The sequence below is a fragment of the Streptococcus varani genome (assembly GCF_001375655.1).
GTDB lineage: Bacteria > Bacillota > Bacilli > Lactobacillales > Streptococcaceae > Streptococcus > Streptococcus varani.
Genome location: NZ_CTEN01000004.1, coordinates 94,574 through 112,719, shown reverse-complemented (window position 1 = coordinate 112,719; position 18,146 = coordinate 94,574). Strand labels below are relative to the sequence as shown.

14 protein-coding genes are annotated in these 18,146 nt (G+C 41.3%); 12 read left to right on the top strand and 2 right to left on the bottom strand.

The window, feature by feature from the left end; genetic code table 11:
* The first annotated feature begins 103 nt into the window (after positions 1 to 103).
* From cdaA to BN1356_RS09135, 6 genes are all read left to right on the top strand, one after another.
* Positions 104 to 949: a diadenylate cyclase CdaA gene (gene cdaA, locus BN1356_RS09160; protein ID WP_093651091.1), complete on the top strand. Its 846-nt coding sequence runs from the start codon at positions 104 to 106 to the stop codon at positions 947 to 949.
* Positions 949 to 1,656: a CdaR family protein gene (locus tag BN1356_RS09155; protein ID WP_093651090.1), complete on the top strand. Its 708-nt coding sequence runs from the start codon at positions 949 to 951 to the stop codon at positions 1,654 to 1,656. Before cdaA ends, BN1356_RS09155 begins: the two co-directional genes overlap by 1 nt.
* Before the next feature lie 13 nt (positions 1,657 to 1,669).
* On the top strand, positions 1,670 to 3,022 hold the full coding sequence (gene glmM / locus BN1356_RS09150; RefSeq protein ID WP_093651089.1) for a phosphoglucosamine mutase: 1,353 nt from the start codon (positions 1,670 to 1,672) through the stop codon (positions 3,020 to 3,022).
* A gap of 199 nt (positions 3,023 to 3,221) precedes the next feature.
* Entirely contained in the window at positions 3,222 to 4,763 is a 1,542-nt protein-coding gene (locus tag BN1356_RS09145; protein WP_093651088.1) for an ABC-F family ATP-binding cassette domain-containing protein, read from the top strand.
* Between the two features lie 327 nt (positions 4,764 to 5,090).
* Positions 5,091 to 5,468, top strand: coding sequence for a DUF4825 domain-containing protein (locus BN1356_RS09140; RefSeq protein WP_093651087.1), 378 nt, complete (start codon positions 5,091 to 5,093; stop codon positions 5,466 to 5,468).
* Between the two features lie 218 nt (positions 5,469 to 5,686).
* The gene (locus BN1356_RS09135) at positions 5,687 to 6,307 is read left to right on the top strand and encodes a hypothetical protein (RefSeq protein WP_093651086.1); all 621 of its coding nucleotides are present in this window, start codon (positions 5,687 to 5,689) and stop codon (positions 6,305 to 6,307) included.
* A gap of 339 nt (positions 6,308 to 6,646) precedes the next feature.
* Here the strand turns inward: BN1356_RS09135 and BN1356_RS09130 are convergent, their stop codons facing one another.
* Entirely contained in the window at positions 6,647 to 7,804 is a 1,158-nt protein-coding gene (locus BN1356_RS09130) for an IS110 family RNA-guided transposase (RefSeq protein ID WP_093649626.1), read from the bottom strand.
* A 265-nt stretch (positions 7,805 to 8,069) separates the two neighbouring features.
* Here BN1356_RS09130 and BN1356_RS09125 point away from each other — a divergent pair, with 265 nt between their 5' ends.
* The 4 genes from BN1356_RS09125 (at position 8,070) to BN1356_RS09110 (ending at position 12,299) form a co-directional block, all read left to right on the top strand.
* Positions 8,070 to 8,843 (top strand): class I SAM-dependent methyltransferase, encoded by a 774-nt coding sequence (locus BN1356_RS09125; RefSeq protein ID WP_093651396.1) that lies wholly within the window; start codon positions 8,070 to 8,072, stop codon positions 8,841 to 8,843.
* 102 nt (positions 8,844 to 8,945) lie between these two features.
* Positions 8,946 to 10,352: a dipeptidase PepV gene (pepV, locus tag BN1356_RS09120; protein ID WP_093651085.1), complete on the top strand. Its 1,407-nt coding sequence runs from the start codon at positions 8,946 to 8,948 to the stop codon at positions 10,350 to 10,352.
* Positions 10,353 to 10,374: 22 nt separating this feature from the next.
* The gene (locus BN1356_RS09115) at positions 10,375 to 10,863 is read left to right on the top strand and encodes a prolyl-tRNA synthetase associated domain-containing protein (protein WP_093651084.1); all 489 of its coding nucleotides are present in this window, start codon (positions 10,375 to 10,377) and stop codon (positions 10,861 to 10,863) included.
* A 119-nt stretch (positions 10,864 to 10,982) separates the two neighbouring features.
* A complete protein-coding gene (locus BN1356_RS09110) occupies positions 10,983 to 12,299 on the top strand; it encodes an FAD-containing oxidoreductase (protein WP_093651083.1) in 1,317 nt (438 codons plus the stop codon).
* 57 nt (positions 12,300 to 12,356) lie between these two features.
* On the opposite strand, the gene mnmE is transcribed toward BN1356_RS09110, so the two are convergent.
* Entirely contained in the window at positions 12,357 to 13,730 is a 1,374-nt protein-coding gene (gene mnmE / locus BN1356_RS09105) for a tRNA uridine-5-carboxymethylaminomethyl(34) synthesis GTPase MnmE (RefSeq protein ID WP_093651082.1), read from the bottom strand.
* A gap of 193 nt (positions 13,731 to 13,923) precedes the next feature.
* Between mnmE and rnc the strand changes: the two genes are divergently transcribed.
* Positions 13,924 to 14,610 (top strand): ribonuclease III, encoded by a 687-nt coding sequence (rnc, locus tag BN1356_RS09100; RefSeq protein WP_093651081.1) that lies wholly within the window; start codon positions 13,924 to 13,926, stop codon positions 14,608 to 14,610.
* 2 nt (positions 14,611 to 14,612) lie between these two features.
* On the top strand, positions 14,613 to 18,146 hold the full coding sequence (gene smc, locus BN1356_RS09095) for a chromosome segregation protein SMC (protein WP_093651080.1): 3,534 nt from the start codon (positions 14,613 to 14,615) through the stop codon (positions 18,144 to 18,146).

The following is an 18,146-nucleotide window of genomic DNA, read 5'->3' as shown; positions in this document are numbered from 1 at the left end:
AGGCTTTTTCTATTATAGAAGTTGCCTAGGAGAAGAAAAAAATATAGGAAGTATGGTATAATAGGTTGATACTGTGTAAGAACAATAATTGTATGAGGAATCTATGTTAAATTTAAATCAACTACTTGATCCGCAATATTGGTCTAGCTTGCTTGCAAGTCCATGGACAGCTATTGTCCATCTGATTGATATTACCTTAGTCATTTATATTACCTATAACTTGAGTAAGTCCCTAGCGGGAACAAAGATTATGACCTTAATTAAGGGAGTCTTTCTCTTCGTTCTGGCTCAAATTGCTGCCAGCTTACTGGGACTCCAAACCATTTCTTGGTTGATCAACCAAATCATGTCCTATGCTGTAATTGCAGGAGTTGTGATTTTTGCTCCTGAATTTCGTGCTATGTTAGAAAAGATGGGGAGAACCACTCAAATTTTCTCTGGGCCAGCTTTGAGTTCCGAAGAAGCGCTTATTCAATCTTTAATTAAATCTGTCAAGTATATGGGTCCACGTAAAATTGGTGCCCTAGTGGCCATCGAACGGGCCAGAACTTTACATGAATACCGAGCAACTGGTATTTCCTTGAACGCCGATGTATCTGGGGAATTGTTGATCAATATCTTCATTCCCAATACTCCTCTTCATGACGGCGCAGTTATAATTAAAGAAAACAAAGTTGCAGTAGCATCTGCTTACTTACCACTATCTGATAGCGCTGGTATTTCTAAAGAATTTGGGACACGGCATCGGGCTGCAATAGGATTGTCAGAGGTTTCGGATGCTCTGGTTTTCGTTGTTTCGGAAGAAACTGGAAGCATCTCGATTGCAGTAAATGGTAATTTTCGTCATGATTTAAGTCTTGAAGAATTTGAAGTCAGTCTTCGTTCTCATTTGATTTCTGAACACACAAGACCAGCTTCTTGGTGGAAACGGTTAGGAGGTCAAAGATAATGAATGATAAATTTAAGATGATTGGCCAACTGGCAGCTTCGATTTTAATTGCTTTTACTCTTTTCTTTTATGCAACAACAACCAACTATAAAAATTCTATAAATACAGGCCAATCTCAGCCGAGAGAAACCTACACGCATACCATTAATAATGTTCCAATCACTATAGAATATGATAGTGAAAAATATTTCATCTCAGGCTTTGCTTCAACCGTAACGGTAGATTTGATTGGTTCCAACCGTCTGATTTTACAAAGAGAGACCGATAAAGAAACTCGAAGTTTTCAAATCAAGGCTGATTTGAGAGATTTCGAAGTGGGGACTCACATGGTTAAGTTGCAAGTTTTAGATCTTCCAACAGGTGTGAATGCTAACTTGACGCCAGTCAATTTGTCTGTTAAAATTGGCAAGCGTGCTAGTAAGAACTTTACTGTCGAAGGACATATTTATGACAACCAATTGGCCCTTGGGTACTCAGTTTCTAAAGTTACGGTCGGTACGACAAACGTTAAAGTAACAAGTGATGAGGAAACTCTTTCTCGGGTTGATCGAGTTGAAGCGGTCGTTACAGATGTAGCTGATTTATCTCAAAATTACACGGGTACAGCAACTCTGCAAGCGGTAGATGCTCAGGGCCAAATTTTGCCAGTCGTTTTCTCACAGGAAGTGACAAGCATTCAAGCAACAATTACTAAGAATAAGGAATAAAAGGATTAGAAAAATGGGAAAATACTTTGGTACAGATGGTGTTCGTGGTGAGGCCAATCTAGAATTGACACCGGAATTGGCCTTTAAGTTAGGTCGCTTTGGTGGCTATGTCTTAAGCCAACACGAGACGGAAACTCCTAGCGTTTTCGTAGCTCGCGACACACGTATCTCTGGACAAATGTTAGAATCAGCCTTAGTCGCGGGTCTCTTGTCAGTAGGTATCCATGTTTATAAACTGGGTGTACTTGCAACACCTGGAGTGGCTCATTTGGTTCGTACGGAAAAGGCTAGTGCTGGTGTCATGATTTCGGCTAGCCATAATCCAGCTCAGGACAATGGGATTAAGTTTTTCGGAAATGATGGCTTCAAATTGGATGATGCTGTCGAAGCCGAAATTGAAGCACTTCTAGATGCAAGTGAGGACACACTTCCTCGTCCATCTGCCCAAGGTCTTGGTGATGTTATGGATTATCCTGAAGGCATTCGGAAATACCAAGAGTATCTAGTGTCAACAGGACATTCCTTAGATGGTATGAAAGTTGCTCTTGATACAGCAAATGGGGCTGCTGCAGCATCAGCTCGTCAAATTTTTGCTGATTTAGATGCCCAATTGGCTGTCATGGCAGAAAGTCCAGATGGTCTGAATATCAATGATGGTGTTGGTTCAACCCATCCAGAAGGTCTGCAAGAATTAGTGAAAGAAACTGGTAGTCAAATTGGGTTAGCTTTTGATGGAGATAGTGACCGCTTGATTGCAGTTGATGAAAATGGTGAGTTGGTCGATGGAGACCGTATTATGTACATCATCGGTAAATACTTGTCCGATAGAGGTCTGTTGGCTCAAAATACTATTGTTACAACTGTTATGTCCAACTTAGGATTCCATAAGGCTTTGGATCGTGAAGGCATCAATAAGGCTGTCACTGCAGTTGGAGACCGCTATGTGGTAGAAGAAATGCGCAAGTCAGGGTTCAACCTAGGTGGTGAGCAATCAGGTCATCTCATTCTCATGGATTACAATACAACAGGTGATGGTCAGTTGACTGCTGTACAGTTAACTAAGATCATGAAAGAAACGGGCAAGAACTTGTCAGAATTGGCTGCCGAGGTAACTATCTATCCTCAAAAATTGGTCAATATCCGTGTTGAAAATGCCATGAAAGATAAGGCCATGGAAGTACCTGCAATCGCAGCTATCATCGAGAAGATGGAAGCTGAAATGGCTGGGAATGGACGGATTCTTGTCAGAGCATCTGGTACGGAACCACTCTTGCGTGTAATGGCAGAAGCTCCAACTGACCAAGAAGTGGATTATTATGTAGATACCATTGCTGATGTCGTTCGTGCTGAGATTGGCTTGGACTAATTAAATACAAAGCAAAGTAGTCTGAGGTGTTCTGTCTCAGGCTCTTGTTTGGTATTTATAGTCTTTTGAATTAACTTTAATACGATGTCACTATCGGCTTGCCGTACTCCACAGTACAGCCTGCACCTCAGTTCCTAGTCCTAAAGCTAATTCATTTGACTATACAACAAAGATAGATGGCTAAAACTAGGAGAAAAGTGTGAGTATTTTAGAAGTTAAAAATTTAACCCATGGCTTTGGGGAACGAGCAATTTTTGAAGATGTCTCTTTCCGCCTGCTCAAGGGCGAACATATTGGCTTGGTCGGAGCTAATGGTGAAGGAAAATCAACCTTCATGTCGATTGTTACCGGAAAGCTTCTTCCTGATGAAGGGAAGGTGGAGTGGTCTCGTTATGTGACAGCTGGCTACTTAGACCAGCATGCTGTCCTAGAGAAAGGATCGTCTGTTCGAGATGTCTTACGAACGGCTTTTGATGAACTCTTCAAGACAGAAGAGCGGATTAATGAGATTTACATGCATATGGCGGATGAAGGGGCTGATATAGATGCTCTCATGGAAGAGGTCGGTGAACTCCAGGACCGCTTGGAGTCTCGTGATTTCTATATCTTAGATGCTAAGATTGATGAAGTAGCCCGTGCCTTGGGTGTTATGGACTATGGTATGGATACAGATGTGACCGATTTATCTGGTGGCCAGCGGACCAAGATTCTTTTGGCCAAGCTCTTACTGGAAAAACCAGACATTCTCTTGCTGGATGAGCCGACCAACTATCTGGATGCGGAGCACATTGATTGGCTCAAGCGTTACCTGCAAAATTATGAAAATGCCTTTGTTCTGATTTCTCATGATATTCCTTTCTTAAATGATGTTATCAATATCGTCTATCATGTGGAAAATCAAAATCTAACTCGTTATTCAGGCAACTACTACCAGTTCCAAGAAGTGCATGCCATGAAGAAATCTCAATTGGAGGCGGCTTATGAGCGCCAACAGAAGGAAATTGCTGATTTGCAGGATTTTGTAAACCGCAACAAGGCCCGTGTTGCTACGCGAAATATGGCCATGTCCCGACAGAAGAAGCTAGACAAGATGGATATCATCGAACTTCAATCCGAAAAACCAAAACCTTCCTTTGATTTTAAGATGGCTCGGACACCTAGTCGTTTTATCTTCCAAGCCAAGGACTTGGAAATCGGTTATGATCGTGTCTTGACTAGAACTCCCTTGAACTTGACCTTTGAGCGCAATAAAAAAGTTGCTATCGTTGGTGCTAATGGTATCGGGAAATCCACTTTGCTCAAGAGTCTCTTGGGTCTTATCCCAGCCCTTGGTGGTCAAGTGGAACGGGGTGAATATTTGGAACTTGGCTACTTTGAACAAGAGGTACCTGGAGGAAATCGTCAATCCCCTCTTGAAGCTGTTTGGGATGCCTTTCCAGCCCTTAACCAAGCTGAAGTTCGTGCAGCTCTTGCCCGTTGTGGTTTGACTTCTAAGCATATTGAAAGTCAAATTCAGGTTCTTTCTGGTGGTGAACAAGCCAAGGTTCGTTTCTGTTTGCTGATGAACCGTGAAAATAACGTGCTGATCCTAGATGAGCCGACCAACCATTTGGATGTAGATGCCAAGGATGAGCTCAAACGGTCCCTCCAAGCCTACAAAGGATCTATTCTCATGGTCTGCCACGAACCAGATTTCTATGAAGGATGGGTGGATGATGTCTGGGATTTTAATGATTTTTAAAAATATAGTCATTTGAATTAGCTTTGATACCTTGTCACTATCGGTTTGCCGTACTCCAGTTGAGAGAAACTTAGTTTCTTTTATTTTCAACCTCAAACAGTCTATTCTCAGACTGTAGGGTAAACTGACTTTCATCAGTTCTTATTTCCCGCCTCCAACAGTCACTCCCCTGACTATTTGAGCTAACTGCACCTCAGTTCCTAGTCTTAAAGCTAATTCGTTCGAATATAGTGGATAAAAGTTGCTCTCGGGCAGCTTTTTTATGTTTGAAAGAGCTTACATCGTGTGTTACAATATTCTTAAAAGAAGATAAGAAGGAGCTAACTCATGAGAAATAGTAATATTTATAGAATACTTATTTTAATTGCATCATTTATTTTTTTGACAGCTTGTCAAATAAGCAAGGTTGATACAGACAAGGCTGAAAATTATAAAACTGACTATGTTGGTGATAACAATAAGGTAGCAAAAATTGCTAGTTTACAGGAATATCCTAAGGGTTACAGTTATGATCATATTGAAATACAATCAGATCAAGAAACTTATTCATTGACTGTTTATTTAAATGTAGAGAAAGAGTCAGATTCCATTAAGATTGATTTAGAACCTATTGGAAAATCCATTTTTAATTTAATTGGCAATCTAAAAACTCTTAATTTTGTTAATGCAAAAACTGGTTATGAGATTGCTAGCTTTAATCGTTAAAGGATTTTTTTGAAATTAAAAAGTTTTGTACACTTTGCTATTATTAAAGTCTTAACCAGTAATGTCTGTCAAGAGGATGACTGGACTGAAGGTGCAGAGTCTTTGACAATCAACAGAATACACTGGTAAAGTTTCTGGCCAACCACTCAGTAAGTCTGTGTCGCTTTGCCTCATCTGTTTTTGATTTTATTTGGTTAAAGAGAAGGAGGATTTTTAAATTGAATCACGTGATAGAAGCTTTAAAAAATGAACTAAGAGATAGTCAAGAAGTCAAGGGAGATTGGCAGATTCCATACCGGAATCTAATGAGGGAGTTGTTTCGACAAGATTGCTTATTTATTGCCTTATCTAAGGAAGACTACAAGCCTGATAGCAAAAGCAGTACACCTCTTATCTCAACGAAAGATTTTAATGGTCTGCCTGCACTCTATATTTTTAGTGATAGGAGTCTTGCCTCAAATTGGATGGCTCACTATAAGCACTTTACTGAAGACGAGTCTTATGGCTTGATTGGTACAATAAGGAAAGAAAATCAGTTTTCCTCTCTGTTTCAACTAGCTCAATTGATGGGAGCTGAGAAAATCATGCTAGATGAAGGAGCTTCTTTTGTTGGTATGGATTTAAAATATTTCATCGAAGTCAATGCTATTGATAAGGATTCTATAGGAATGCCTGTTGATCAGAAGCAAGTTCAAGATATTCTCAATCAAAATGACCAAATAAATATAACTCTGCCTTTGATTTCTGCCCTACCGATAGCTGCCAATCAAGACCAATTACCTCTTGAGGGCCAATCAAAGAAAGAAAAAAGTTTCTTTAAAAAGCTATTTGGCAAGTAAATCAGTTATTGTCTGACTCTTTTTACCAATAATATTAGAAAGCCAAAATCAAGGGGATCTCTAAAGGAGATTTAGCTGATTGCCTATCTTGAAAATACTTCTTAGCTATGGTAAAATCGCTTTAGCGTAAGAAAGGAGGCATTCTATATAAAAAGTCAATAGGAAATTCTAAAAAATAAAAAAACACCCTCACTGCGATAAACTTGATAACCAAGTTAGACAATCGTCTGGAGGATGCACCTATCATTTTACTACTTTTAGTCTAAAAGCTCAATTTTAGACACGCAAAAAATCTTGCCCTTGAGCAAGTTTTAAAAATAATTCTTGATTTTATAGTTTTTACCTTAGTTTAGCCTCGTCAAAGGTTTGCTTGGTTTTGAGCAGATGGTAAATAATACGAGTCAATTTTTTGGCGACATGTGTTACAGCTACGTTGTAGTGCTTACCTTGGCTTATTTTCAATCTTAAATAGGCTTTAAAATGCGGAGAATAAATCGAGATGAGTTTAGCAGCTTGTATTAGAGCATATCTCAGATAAGACGAGCCTCGCTTTACCATATGGCCAGTATTATCCATTTGTCCTGATTGGTAAATAGCAGGATCTAATCCTGCGAAAGCTTGAAGTTGATTTGGATTTTTGAAGTTATTAATAGTCTTAATTTCAGCTAGAATCATAGCACCAAGGCGGCTTCCGATTCCAGGAATAGAGGTGATGGGAGACTCTAATTCAGCCATCAAGAGATTCATTTCTTCTTGAACTTGGTTAATCTGTTTATCGTAGTGTTTAATGGTTTCAATTAATTGTACTAGTTCTAAGGATAAAGCAGGTGAAGCATTACCAATAGTCTGTTTGGCTGCTTCTTGTATTTGATGAGCCTTATCAGCGGTTAGACGTTTAATTTTAAGTAATGATGAGAAGTGAGCACGAGCTAACTTTTGTGGAGAAGGATAATTGGTTAGTAAGTTATAGATAAACTGATTATGAAGATTACTAACAATTCCGTGGAGTTCAGGGAAAATAATATCAAGCAATCTGATGTATAAGTTCTTGCATTTGGATCGTGACTGGATTAAACGATTTTGATAGCGTGTGAGCTCTTTTAACTCATCCATTAATTTGTCTGTTTGATAATATTCAGGCGTGATATCAGACCGTAGTTTACGAGCAATTAAAAGAGCATCTTTCCTATCAGTCTTAGTTTTTCTGAGAGACTGTGATTTGGCAAATTCCTTGATAATAAGAGGATTATAAGCGAAAACAGTATATCCCAACTCTCTTAAGAAAGCAATGATGTTATAGCTATAATGTCCTGTACTTTCAAGTGCTATCTGGACATCTTTTGTGATAGGAGAGAGCTGTTTTAGTTTGAGTTTAAGCTGATGAAAGCCTTGATAAGAATTGGCAAATCTGTAGTTAATTATTATTGTTTCTCCAGTTTCATCAATGCAAGCTAAATCGTGTTTATTTTTGGCAATATCGATACCAACATAAAGCATAAGTTTCTTATTCCTTTCAAAGTGAATAGTAGCTGTTGTTCGTTCCACGCACTCTTTGTCTTGTATCCTTACATAAGATAAAACGTCAAAGCGATTGGAAATGATTACTAATCCACAGCGCTGAACTAAGTATAAAACAAATCTAAAAAATAATTAAGAAAGGGTTTATACTGGCGGGAGCTACCCGCTAATATAAATATAAGGATAGAATATGAAAAATAAGAAAAGAAGAGGTTATTCTCGCTCTTAACCTCGCTGAGGAATGATGACTGATTATGTTCGAGAAAATCAAAAACGGTGGAACAGAGTGGCAAAAAATGGCATCCTCTATACTGTTCCCATTAGCCATGAAGAATTACTGGATTGTAAAAAGAGGGAATTAACGGTCTTTTTGACGCATGGAAAGCCTGTGCCATCGACTTGGTTTGATAAGGCACCGGGTAAGAAAATACTAGGTTTGGCGTGCGGCGGCGGACAGCAAGGTCCCCAGTTTGCGCTCAAAGGTTTCGATACAACCATTATGGATTTTTCCGAGGAGCAACTAGCCTCTGATCGCTTAGTAGCTGAACGGGAGGATTTGACTATTGAGACTGTCTTGGCCGATATGACCCAGCCCTTTCCTTTTGAAGATGAGACTTTTGACATCGTTTTTTGTCCGGTATCCAATGTCTATATAGAAAATCTGAAAAATATGTGGCAGGAATCCTATCGTATCTTGAAAAAAGGCGGCCTCCTCATGGTAGGTTACATGAATCCGTGGATTTACATGTATGATGGCGACGCTGTTTGGGACAGGCCAGATCAAGCTTTGGAATTGAAGTACGCTCTTCCGTACAACTCGCGTCAGTTAGAAGCAGATGGATTGATTCAGATTGATCCAGAATACGGCTATGAATTTAGTCATACTTTAGAGGAACAGATTGCGGGTCAATTAAAGGCAGGTTTTGCTATGATTGATTTTTATGAAGCCAAGGATGAAGGAAATCGTCTGTCTCAATATGGCAGCGACTATTTGGCAAATCTATCCATTAAACTATAAGTGAGGAAGGTCCCAAATGGGGCTTTTCTTTTCCTCATTTTACTGAAAAATCACGTTCTTTATGGTAGAATGATGGTAGATTATTGTGAAATGAGGAAGAGTATGACAATTAATTTTAAAGCAGAAGTTGAAAAACGCAAAGATGCTATGATGGCTGATTTGTTTAGCCTTTTGGAGATAAACTCTGAACGTTATGACAGTTTAGCGGATAAGGAACATCCCTTTGGACCTGGTCCTGTTAAGGCTCTGGAAAAGTTCTTGGAAATTGCAGAGCGGGACGGCTATGAAACAACCAATGTTGATAACTATGCAGGTCATTTCACCTTTGGACAAGGGGAAGAAGAACTGGGCATTTTTGCCCACTTGGATGTCGTTCCTGCTGGATCAGGTTGGCATACAGATCCTTACAAGCCTGAAATCATTGACGGCAAACTCTATGCGCGTGGTGCCTCAGATGATAAGGGACCAACTGTTGCCTGCTATTATGGTTTAAAAATTATCAAGGAATTGGGACTCCCAGTTTCCAAGCGTGTTCGTTTTGTGGCGGGGACCGATGAAGAGTCTGGTTGGGCGGATATGGACTATTATTTTGCCCACGTTGGTTTACCAAAACCAGATTTCGGATTCTCACCAGATGCAGAATTCCCTATTATTAATGGGGAAAAAGGCAATATTACGGAGTACTTGCACTTTGATGGCGAAAATGATGGCGACTTTGTTCTTCATAGTTTGTCAGGTGGACTGCGTGTCAATATGGTGCCGGAATCTGGCAAAGCTGTCTTTTCTGGGAATCTTAGCCTAGCTGACTTGCAGGAAAGATTAGAAGCTTTTACAGCTGAAAATCCTGTCACTGCACATTTGACAGAAGAAAATGGCCATTTTCATTTGCAAGTTATTGGCAAATCTGCCCACGGTGCTAGCCCGGCATCGGGCATCAACGGCGTGACATATTTGGCTAATTTCCTGTCTCAATTTGACTTTGCTGGCAATGCCAAAAACTACCTTCATATTGCAGGTAAAGTCATCCATAAAGACCATTTGGCAGCAGCAACAGGCGCAGCTTATGTAGATGAAAAAATGGGTGAATTGACCATGAATGCAGGTGTCTTCAGTTTTGATAAAGCCTCATCGGACAATACTATTGCCCTTAATTTCCGCTTCCCTCAAGGAACAGATGAGCACAAAATTAAGGCAGTCTTGGAAACATTGCCAGGTGTACGCGAAGTCAGTCTCAGTGCCCACATGCATATACCACACTATACACCGATGGAAGATGAGCTGGTCTCAAAACTCTTAGCAGTTTACGAAAAACAAACCGGTCTCAAAGGGTATGAACAAATCATCGGTGGTGGGACATTTGGTCGCCTGCTCAAACGTGGCGTAGCCTTTGGGGCTATGTTCCCAGGTTATACAGACACCATGCACCAGGCCAATGAATTTGCGGATGTGGAAGACCTCTTCCGTGCAGCAGCCATTTATGCAGAAGGTATTTATGAGTTGATTAAATAAGCTTTCAAGTGAGGACAGACTCATGGAATTATTTGACAAGGTAGCAGAAACCTTAGCCCAACTAGAGATTGAGTATGAACTGGTAGAGCATGAACCAGCCCTGACCACAGAGCAGGCGGATAGCTTTATCGAAGGCGTTGAGGGCGTGCGGACCAAGACCATGTTCTTGACCAATAAGAAGAAAACCCAGTACTATCTTCTCATCATGGACGATCAAAAAATGCTGGATATGGAGCGCTTTAAGGATTTGGTAGTAGCCAATCGCATCCGCATGGCCTCATCTGATAGTCTCTTTGAGAAAATGCAACTGCCACCAGGAGTCGTGTCTCCATTTGGTCTTCTCAACAATCCTGAAAAGGATATCTTGGTTTATTTTGACAAGGAAATTATGGAAGAGGATCGAATGAGCTTCCATCCCAATACCAATGAAAAAACTGTTTTCCTTAAAACAGCTGATTTGCTTCGCTTCTTAGACGGAATTGGCTTCACCTATGAAATCTTAGATTTATAAATTGAAAAGGTTGGAATTTTCCAGCCTTTTTTAGTAAAAGAGCAGGCGTAGCAGATTTCTGACAAATACTTTGAAACGTGATACCATATAGTCACGATTTTAAGGGAGGTAAATTTCTTATGGGAAAATATGATGTGATTGTCCTTGGATTTGGAAAGGCAGGCAAAACCTTAGCTGCCAAGCTATCCATGATGGGCAAGAAAGTGGCGATTGTTGAGGAAAGTAAAGCCATGTATGGTGGTACCTGTATCAATATCGGCTGTATCCCAACGAAGACGCTCCTAGTGGCTGTTGAGAAAGGCATGGATTTTGCGGCTGCCATGGCCCAAAAAGAGACGGTTGTTGGTCGACTCCGTGGGAAAAACCAGATGCTCATGGAAAATGCGGGTGTCACCCTCATTAATGGGTCTGGTCGCTTTGTTGCAGACAAAGAGATTCAAGTAACTGCGGGAGAGGATGTGTTAGACCTCACGGCAGACCTTATCGTAATCAATACAGGTGCGGTTTCAAACGTTTTGCAGATTCCTGGTTTGTTAGAAACGAAGAATGTTTTTGATAGCACAGGGATTCAACAGCTCACTGAAAAACCAGCCCGCCTGGGTATTATTGGTGGAGGAAACATCGGTCTGGAATTTGCAGGAATTTACAATCAAATGGGCAGTCAAGTGACAGTCTTTGAAGCTGCAGATAAGATTTTAGGTCGCTATGAGCTAGAAGTTTCAGAGATGGCACAGAGATATATGGAAGAAGATGGTATAGCCTTTCTTCTATCAAGCAAGATTGAACAAGTCAGCAACCAAGACGAGCAAGTAGTGGTGCGTGCTTCAGGAACTGACTATATCTTTGATGCAGTCCTTTATGCGACGGGTCGCAAGCCAAACACAGCGACTCTTGGTTTGGAAGATACAGGGATTAAGGTAACAGAACGTGGGGCTATCCAAGTCGATGACTACTGTGAAACAAGTGTTGCAGGTGTCTATGCAGTCGGTGATGTGAACGGAGGTCCACAGTTTACCTATGCCTCTCTAGATGATTTCCGTATTGTCTTTGGGAAGTTGACGGGTAATGACGATTACAATCTTCAAAAACGTACGAGTTTGGCAACGACAACCTTCCTCGAACCTGCCCTTTCACAGGTTGGATTAACAGAAGAAGAAGCCAAGACCGCAGGTTACAACTACAAGGCAGCCAGCCTTCCTGTTGCCAATATGCCACGCGCTCATGTTAATAATGATCTTCGTGGTCTTTATAAGGTCATCGTAGATCTGGATAGTCAGCTAATCCTCGGAGCCACCCTCTATGGAGCAGGTTCTCAAGAAAATATCAACCTCATCAAGATGGCTATGGACAACAAAATTCCATATACTTACATCAAAAACCAAATTTTCACCCATCCAACCATGGCTGAGAATTTGAATGATGTCTTTAATTTTTAACTCAAAAAGGATTGCCTCCACATCTCTGGAAGGTCAATCCTTTTTTTATATCCGTATTTATTTCCCCAAACAAAATTGGCTGAAGAGTTGGGTGATAAGTTCATCTGGTGCAGCATCCCCAGTGATTTCGCCTAAAATGTGCCAAGCACGTGTCATGTCAACTTGAAGTAAGTCAACTGGCATTCCCATTTCCAGACCCTCATTAACAGCTTGCAAAGCTTGAACAGCCTGTTCAATCAGTGAGATATGACGAGCATTGGAGAGGTAGGTAGCATCCTGTTCAACAATGCCAGCATTGTCAAAGAAGAGTTGGTTGATGCGTTCTTCAATCTGGTTAATATTTTGGCCCTCTAAGACCGATATACGAATGGCATCTTCTGGCAGTTGGTCGGCCTCTATTTTTTCAGGGAGGTCTGTCTTATTAAGTAGGATAATCCGATTGCTGGATTCAGATAATTCCAATAGGATGCGGTCTTGTTTGGTCAGATTTTCAGAAGCATTGAGAACGAGGAGGATCAAATCAGCTTCTTCTAAGGCTTTGCGACTACGTTCCACGCCGATTCTTTCGACAATATCCTCTGTTTCTCGGATACCCGCCGTATCGATTAATTTAAGAGGAACCCCCTTGATATTGACATATTCTTCGATAACATCGCGCGTAGTGCCTGCAATATCGGTTACGATTGCTTTTTCTTCGCGAAGAAGTTTGTTAAGGAGGCTAGACTTTCCAACATTTGGTCGGCCAATAATGGCAGTGGACAAGCCTTCGCGTAGGATTTTGCCACGACGGGCTGTCGCCAGTAGATTTTCAAAAAGTTTTTGGAATTCTAGTGTTTTTTCGCGCATGAGAGAAGTGGTCATTTCTTCCACATCATCGTATTCAGGATAGTCGATGTTCACTTCCACCTGAGCCAGTGTGTTGAGGATTTCCTGCCGTGTATTATCAATTAAGTTTTTCAGCGATCCATCTAACTGTTTGACAGCGATGTTCATAGCTTTATCGGTTTTGGCACGGATAACATCCATAACAGCTTCAGCCTGAGTCAAGTCCACACGACCATTGAGAAAGGCCCTCTTGGTAAATTCACCGGGCTCAGCCATTCGAGCTCCTTGACGGATAATCAGTTGCAATATTTCGTTGGTAACTGCGATACCGCCGTGAGTATTGATCTCGATGACATCTTCACGGGTAAAGGTCCGTGGTGCCCGCATGACCCCAATCATGACTTCATCTAAAATCTCATTTTTTTCTGGATCAAAAATATGACCATAGTTGAGCGTATGCGAACCGACTGTCTCCAATTTTTTTCCTTTAAAGATGCCTTGAGCGATAGCGACAGCATCTGTACCTGAGATACGAACGATGCCGATAGCCCCCTCACCCAGTGGAGTAGCAATGGCAGTGATAGTATCAAATTCCTTTGTAATCATTTGTGTCCTCATTTATTGTTTAAAATGTCTCTAATTTCTTGTAAATATTATTATACCATTTTTAAGTCAGATAGGCTTTTGATGAATACGCAAGCTCCCTGCTAAGAAAGGGGAAAAATCAAACACTAGAGCTAAAATATGGTACAATGGTAAGGTCAGACTGAGTAGTCGTTGAAGCCCTATGGAGGATCAAATGGAAAATTTACAGAAAAAACTGTTGTCGGATTTTGGTATCGATTTTACAGATTTAGAATTATTAAAAACGGCCTTTACCCACACTTCTTTTGCCAATGAGCACCGCCTTCTAAAAATTTCACACAATGAACGCCTGGAATTCTTAGGAGACGCTGTTCTTCAATTAGTCATCTCAAAATATCTTTATCAGAAATACCCTCATTTTCCAGAGGGAGAAATGTCCAAATTGCGCTCCAGCTTTGTTCGTGAAGAATCTTTAGCTGGTTTTGCTAGGAGATGTGGTTTTGATGCCTATATGCTTTTAGGTAAAGGGGAAGAAAAATCTGGTGGTCGCAATCGGGATACCATCCTTGGCGACGCCTTTGAAGCCTTTTTGGGAGCACTTCTCTTGGATAAAGGAGAAAAGGCTGTTGAAACATTTCTCTATCAGGTTATGATTCCCTTGTTGGAAGTGGGGAAATTTGAACGTGTAACGGATTATAAGACTAGTCTGCAAGAAATATTGCAGGTGAATGGTGAAATCGAAATCCTTTATCAGGTTGTGGATGAAACAGGTCCAGCTCATGATAAGACCTTTACCGTTCAAGTAAAAGCCAACCAAAAAATAATTGGACTAGGGACAGGGCGTTCCAAAAAATTAGCAGAGCAGGCTGCAGCCAAGAATGCCTTGGAGGCCGAAGGATAAGCATGTATTTAAAATCGATTGAAATGCAAGGGTTTAAGTCCTTTGCGGATAAAACAAAAGTAGTCTTTGATCAGGGAGTGACCGCAGTTGTGGGTCCAAATGGTTCGGGCAAATCGAATATCACAGAAAGCCTGCGTTGGGCCTTGGGAGAATCATCTGCCAAAAGTTTACGTGGTGGTAAGATGCCAGATGTTATCTTCGCTGGAACTGAAAAACGCAAACCCCTCAATTTTGCTTCGGTTGTTGTAACCTTAGACAATAGCCATGGTTTTATTGCTGATCGAGCCAAAGAAATCACCGTTGCCCGCCATATTTATCGCTCTGGTGATAGCGAATACCTGATTGATGGGAAGAAGGTCCGTCTTCGTGATGTCCATGATCTTTTTATGGATACTGGTCTAGGTAGGGATTCTTTTTCGATTATTTCCCAAGGTCGAGTTGAAGAAATCTTTAATTCAAAACCTGAAGAACGCCGGTCTATTTTTGAAGAAGCGGCAGGAGTGCTCAAGTACAAGACCCGTAAAAAGGAAACCGAAAGCAAGCTCGCTCAAACCCAAGATAACTTAGACCGTCTGGAAGATATCATCTATGAGTTGGACAACCAAATCAAGCCCTTGGAAAAGCAGGCTCAAGTTGCCCAGCAATTCCTCGAATTGGACGAAAACCGTCAGCAACTCTACCTCAGTGTCTTAGTGGCACAGATTGAGCAGGGGCGTCAGATTCTAAATGATAAGGAAGAGGACCTGAATCAAGTTAAGGCGGATTTAACCTCTTATTATGAGCAACGCGATCGGTTAGAATTGGAACATCAAGGGCTTAAACAAGAACGGCACAAATTAAGTGAGACTCTTGAAAAAGAACAGGCTCTTCTCCTAGATGTGACCCGTCTAATCAGTGAATTAGAACGCAAGCAAGCCCTTCATGAGTTGGAATCTAGCCAGAACCAATCCAGCAAGCAAGAAGCTCAGGATAGACTTTTGAAACAAGAGGTTAGCTTAAGCGAAAATAGTGCTAATTTGGTCTTGAGTCAAGAGAAATTAGCAGCATTGCTAGCCCGCTTAGCAGAATTAAGCCCTGCTATTGCTGAAACCAAAGAAGGAATTGCTCGTTTTTCTGAAGATCCGGATCAAGTCATTGAAAGTCTTCGTGAATCTTATGTCCGTCTTATGCAAACGGAGGCGGAAAAATCAAACCAATTGACCAAATTGGAGCAGGAATGGGACCATCATATCCGCCAATCAGAAAGTAAGGCCAAAGAAATTGAAAAATTGGAGTCTGATAAGCTTGAAACAGAAAAAGATTTAGCCGCTAGCCAGGCAAAATTGTCAGAAGCAGAAGGTCAGCTTAGGGGGCTCTTAGATGACTACAAGACTTCCCAATCCGATCTTAATCAGGCTCAAGAGGCCTATCAACTGCAACAAAATAAGATGTTCGATCTCTTGGATGCCATTAAGGAGAAAAAGGCTCGCCAAAATAGCTTGGAATCCATCATGAAAAACCATTCCAATTTTTATGCGGGTGTCAAGGCTGTGTTGCAAAATGCCAGTCAGATTGGTGGGGTAGTTGGTGCAGTCAGTGAGCATGTCACTTTTGATGCTCAATACCAAACAGCCATGGAAATTTCTCTGGGAGCTGCCAGTCAACATGTGATCGTTGAAGATGAAAGCCAGGCTAAAGCGGCCATTGCCTACCTCAAGAAAAACCGTCAAGGTCGGGCTACCTTCCTGCCTTTAACCACCATCAAACCCCGTCAGTTAGCGGGACACCATCAGTCTCAATTAGAAGCAAGTACCGGTTTTCTTGGAAGAGCCGACCAACTGGTTTCCTATGATAGCCATCTGTCTGCTATTTTCCAAAATCTGCTTGGTGCAACGGCTATCTTTGATAACTTAGACCATGCCAACCAAGCAGCCCGTGCCACACGTTTTCAGGTACGCATAGTTACACTGGATGGTTCGGAGATTCGTCCTGGAGGGTCCTTTGCCGGTGGTGCCAACCGCAATAACAATTCTCTTTTCATTAAACCTGAATTGGATGTCCTTGTGGCTGAAATCAAGGACTTATCAGTTGCTTTACAAGAAGAGGAAACCAAGGTAGCCAAGGCCAAGGAAGCCCTCGAAACAAGCCGTTCTCAATTGGAGAAAATCAAGACAGATGGAGAAAATGCCCGTCTGACTGAGCAGAAAATCCGCCTACAAACAGAACAATTGGAAGAACGTCTGGCAGACTTGACTCAGCTTTATGACCTACAAATTGGTCTGATACATCAAGACAAATTATCTGAACTAGAAGAGACCATCTCAGGTCTCAAAAGTGACATAGCTGCTTTTGAGGACAAAAAAGTAGAAATCAATCAACAGATTGAAGAGGTCAAAACCAATCGAAATGCAATTCAGGAGCAACTTCAAACCTTACAAGGTAAATTATCCGATTTGACGCTGGAACAGACTCAAGTAACTAGTGAGATTCGATTTGAAGAATCAACCATTGAGCGATTGGAAGAAGATGCAAATCGTATCTCAAAAGAAATACAATTGCTTCAAGAAATCATTGATGAAAAGAATATTGCTTTGGATGATGCCAGTCTGGATGTCTTGGTGGAGCAAGTAGAGGCTGCGAATCTTAGAAAAACGCAGACAGATCAAGCGATAATTCGTCTTAAGTTTGCCTTGGAAGATGTAGAAGGTCAGTTTGAAGACTTGGAAGGTCGTCTGGAGACGGCCCGCATCAAAAACGAAGATTTGATTCGACGTCAAGCCAAGTTAGAGGCAGACGTGGAACAAGCAGGCTCCAAACTTCGAAACCTACTACTCAGTTTGACAGAGAATTACAAAATTAGTTTTGAAGAGGCCCAAAAACAAGCCCGAGTCTTAGAAGATTTGGCCCAGGCTGAGAAGATGCTCAAAAACTTGGAGGGGGCCATCCGTGCCCTTGGGCCTGTCAATTTAGATGCGATTGAGCAGTATAAGGAAGTACATGAACGCTTACTTTTCCTCAATAGCCAACGGGATGATGTCCTTTCTGCTCGTGATTTGCTTTTGGCAACCATTCATGAAATGGACGATGAAGTGAAAGAGCGCTTTAAGGTAACTTTTGAAGCTATTAGAGAATCTTTCCAGATGACTTTCAAGCAGATGTTTGGTGGTGGTTCGGCAGATTTAATTTTGACTGGTCCAGATTTATTGACAGCGGGTGTAGAGATTTCTGTTCAGCCTCCGGGTAAGAAGATTCAATCTCTCAACCTCATGTCAGGTGGGGAGAAAGCTCTTTCTGCCCTCGCTCTTCTCTTCTCCATTATTCGTGTGAAGACGATTCCATTTGTCATCTTAGACGAGGTTGAAGCGGCACTGGATGAGGCCAATGTCAAACGTTTTGGGGATTACCTCAATCGCTTTGATAAATCCAGCCAGTTTATCGTTGTTACCCACCGTAAGGGAACCATGTCAGCTGCCGATGCGATTTATGGAGTTACCATGCAGGAATCAGGTGTTTCGAAAATCGTCTCAGTCAAATTGAAAGATATAGAAAGGATGTAA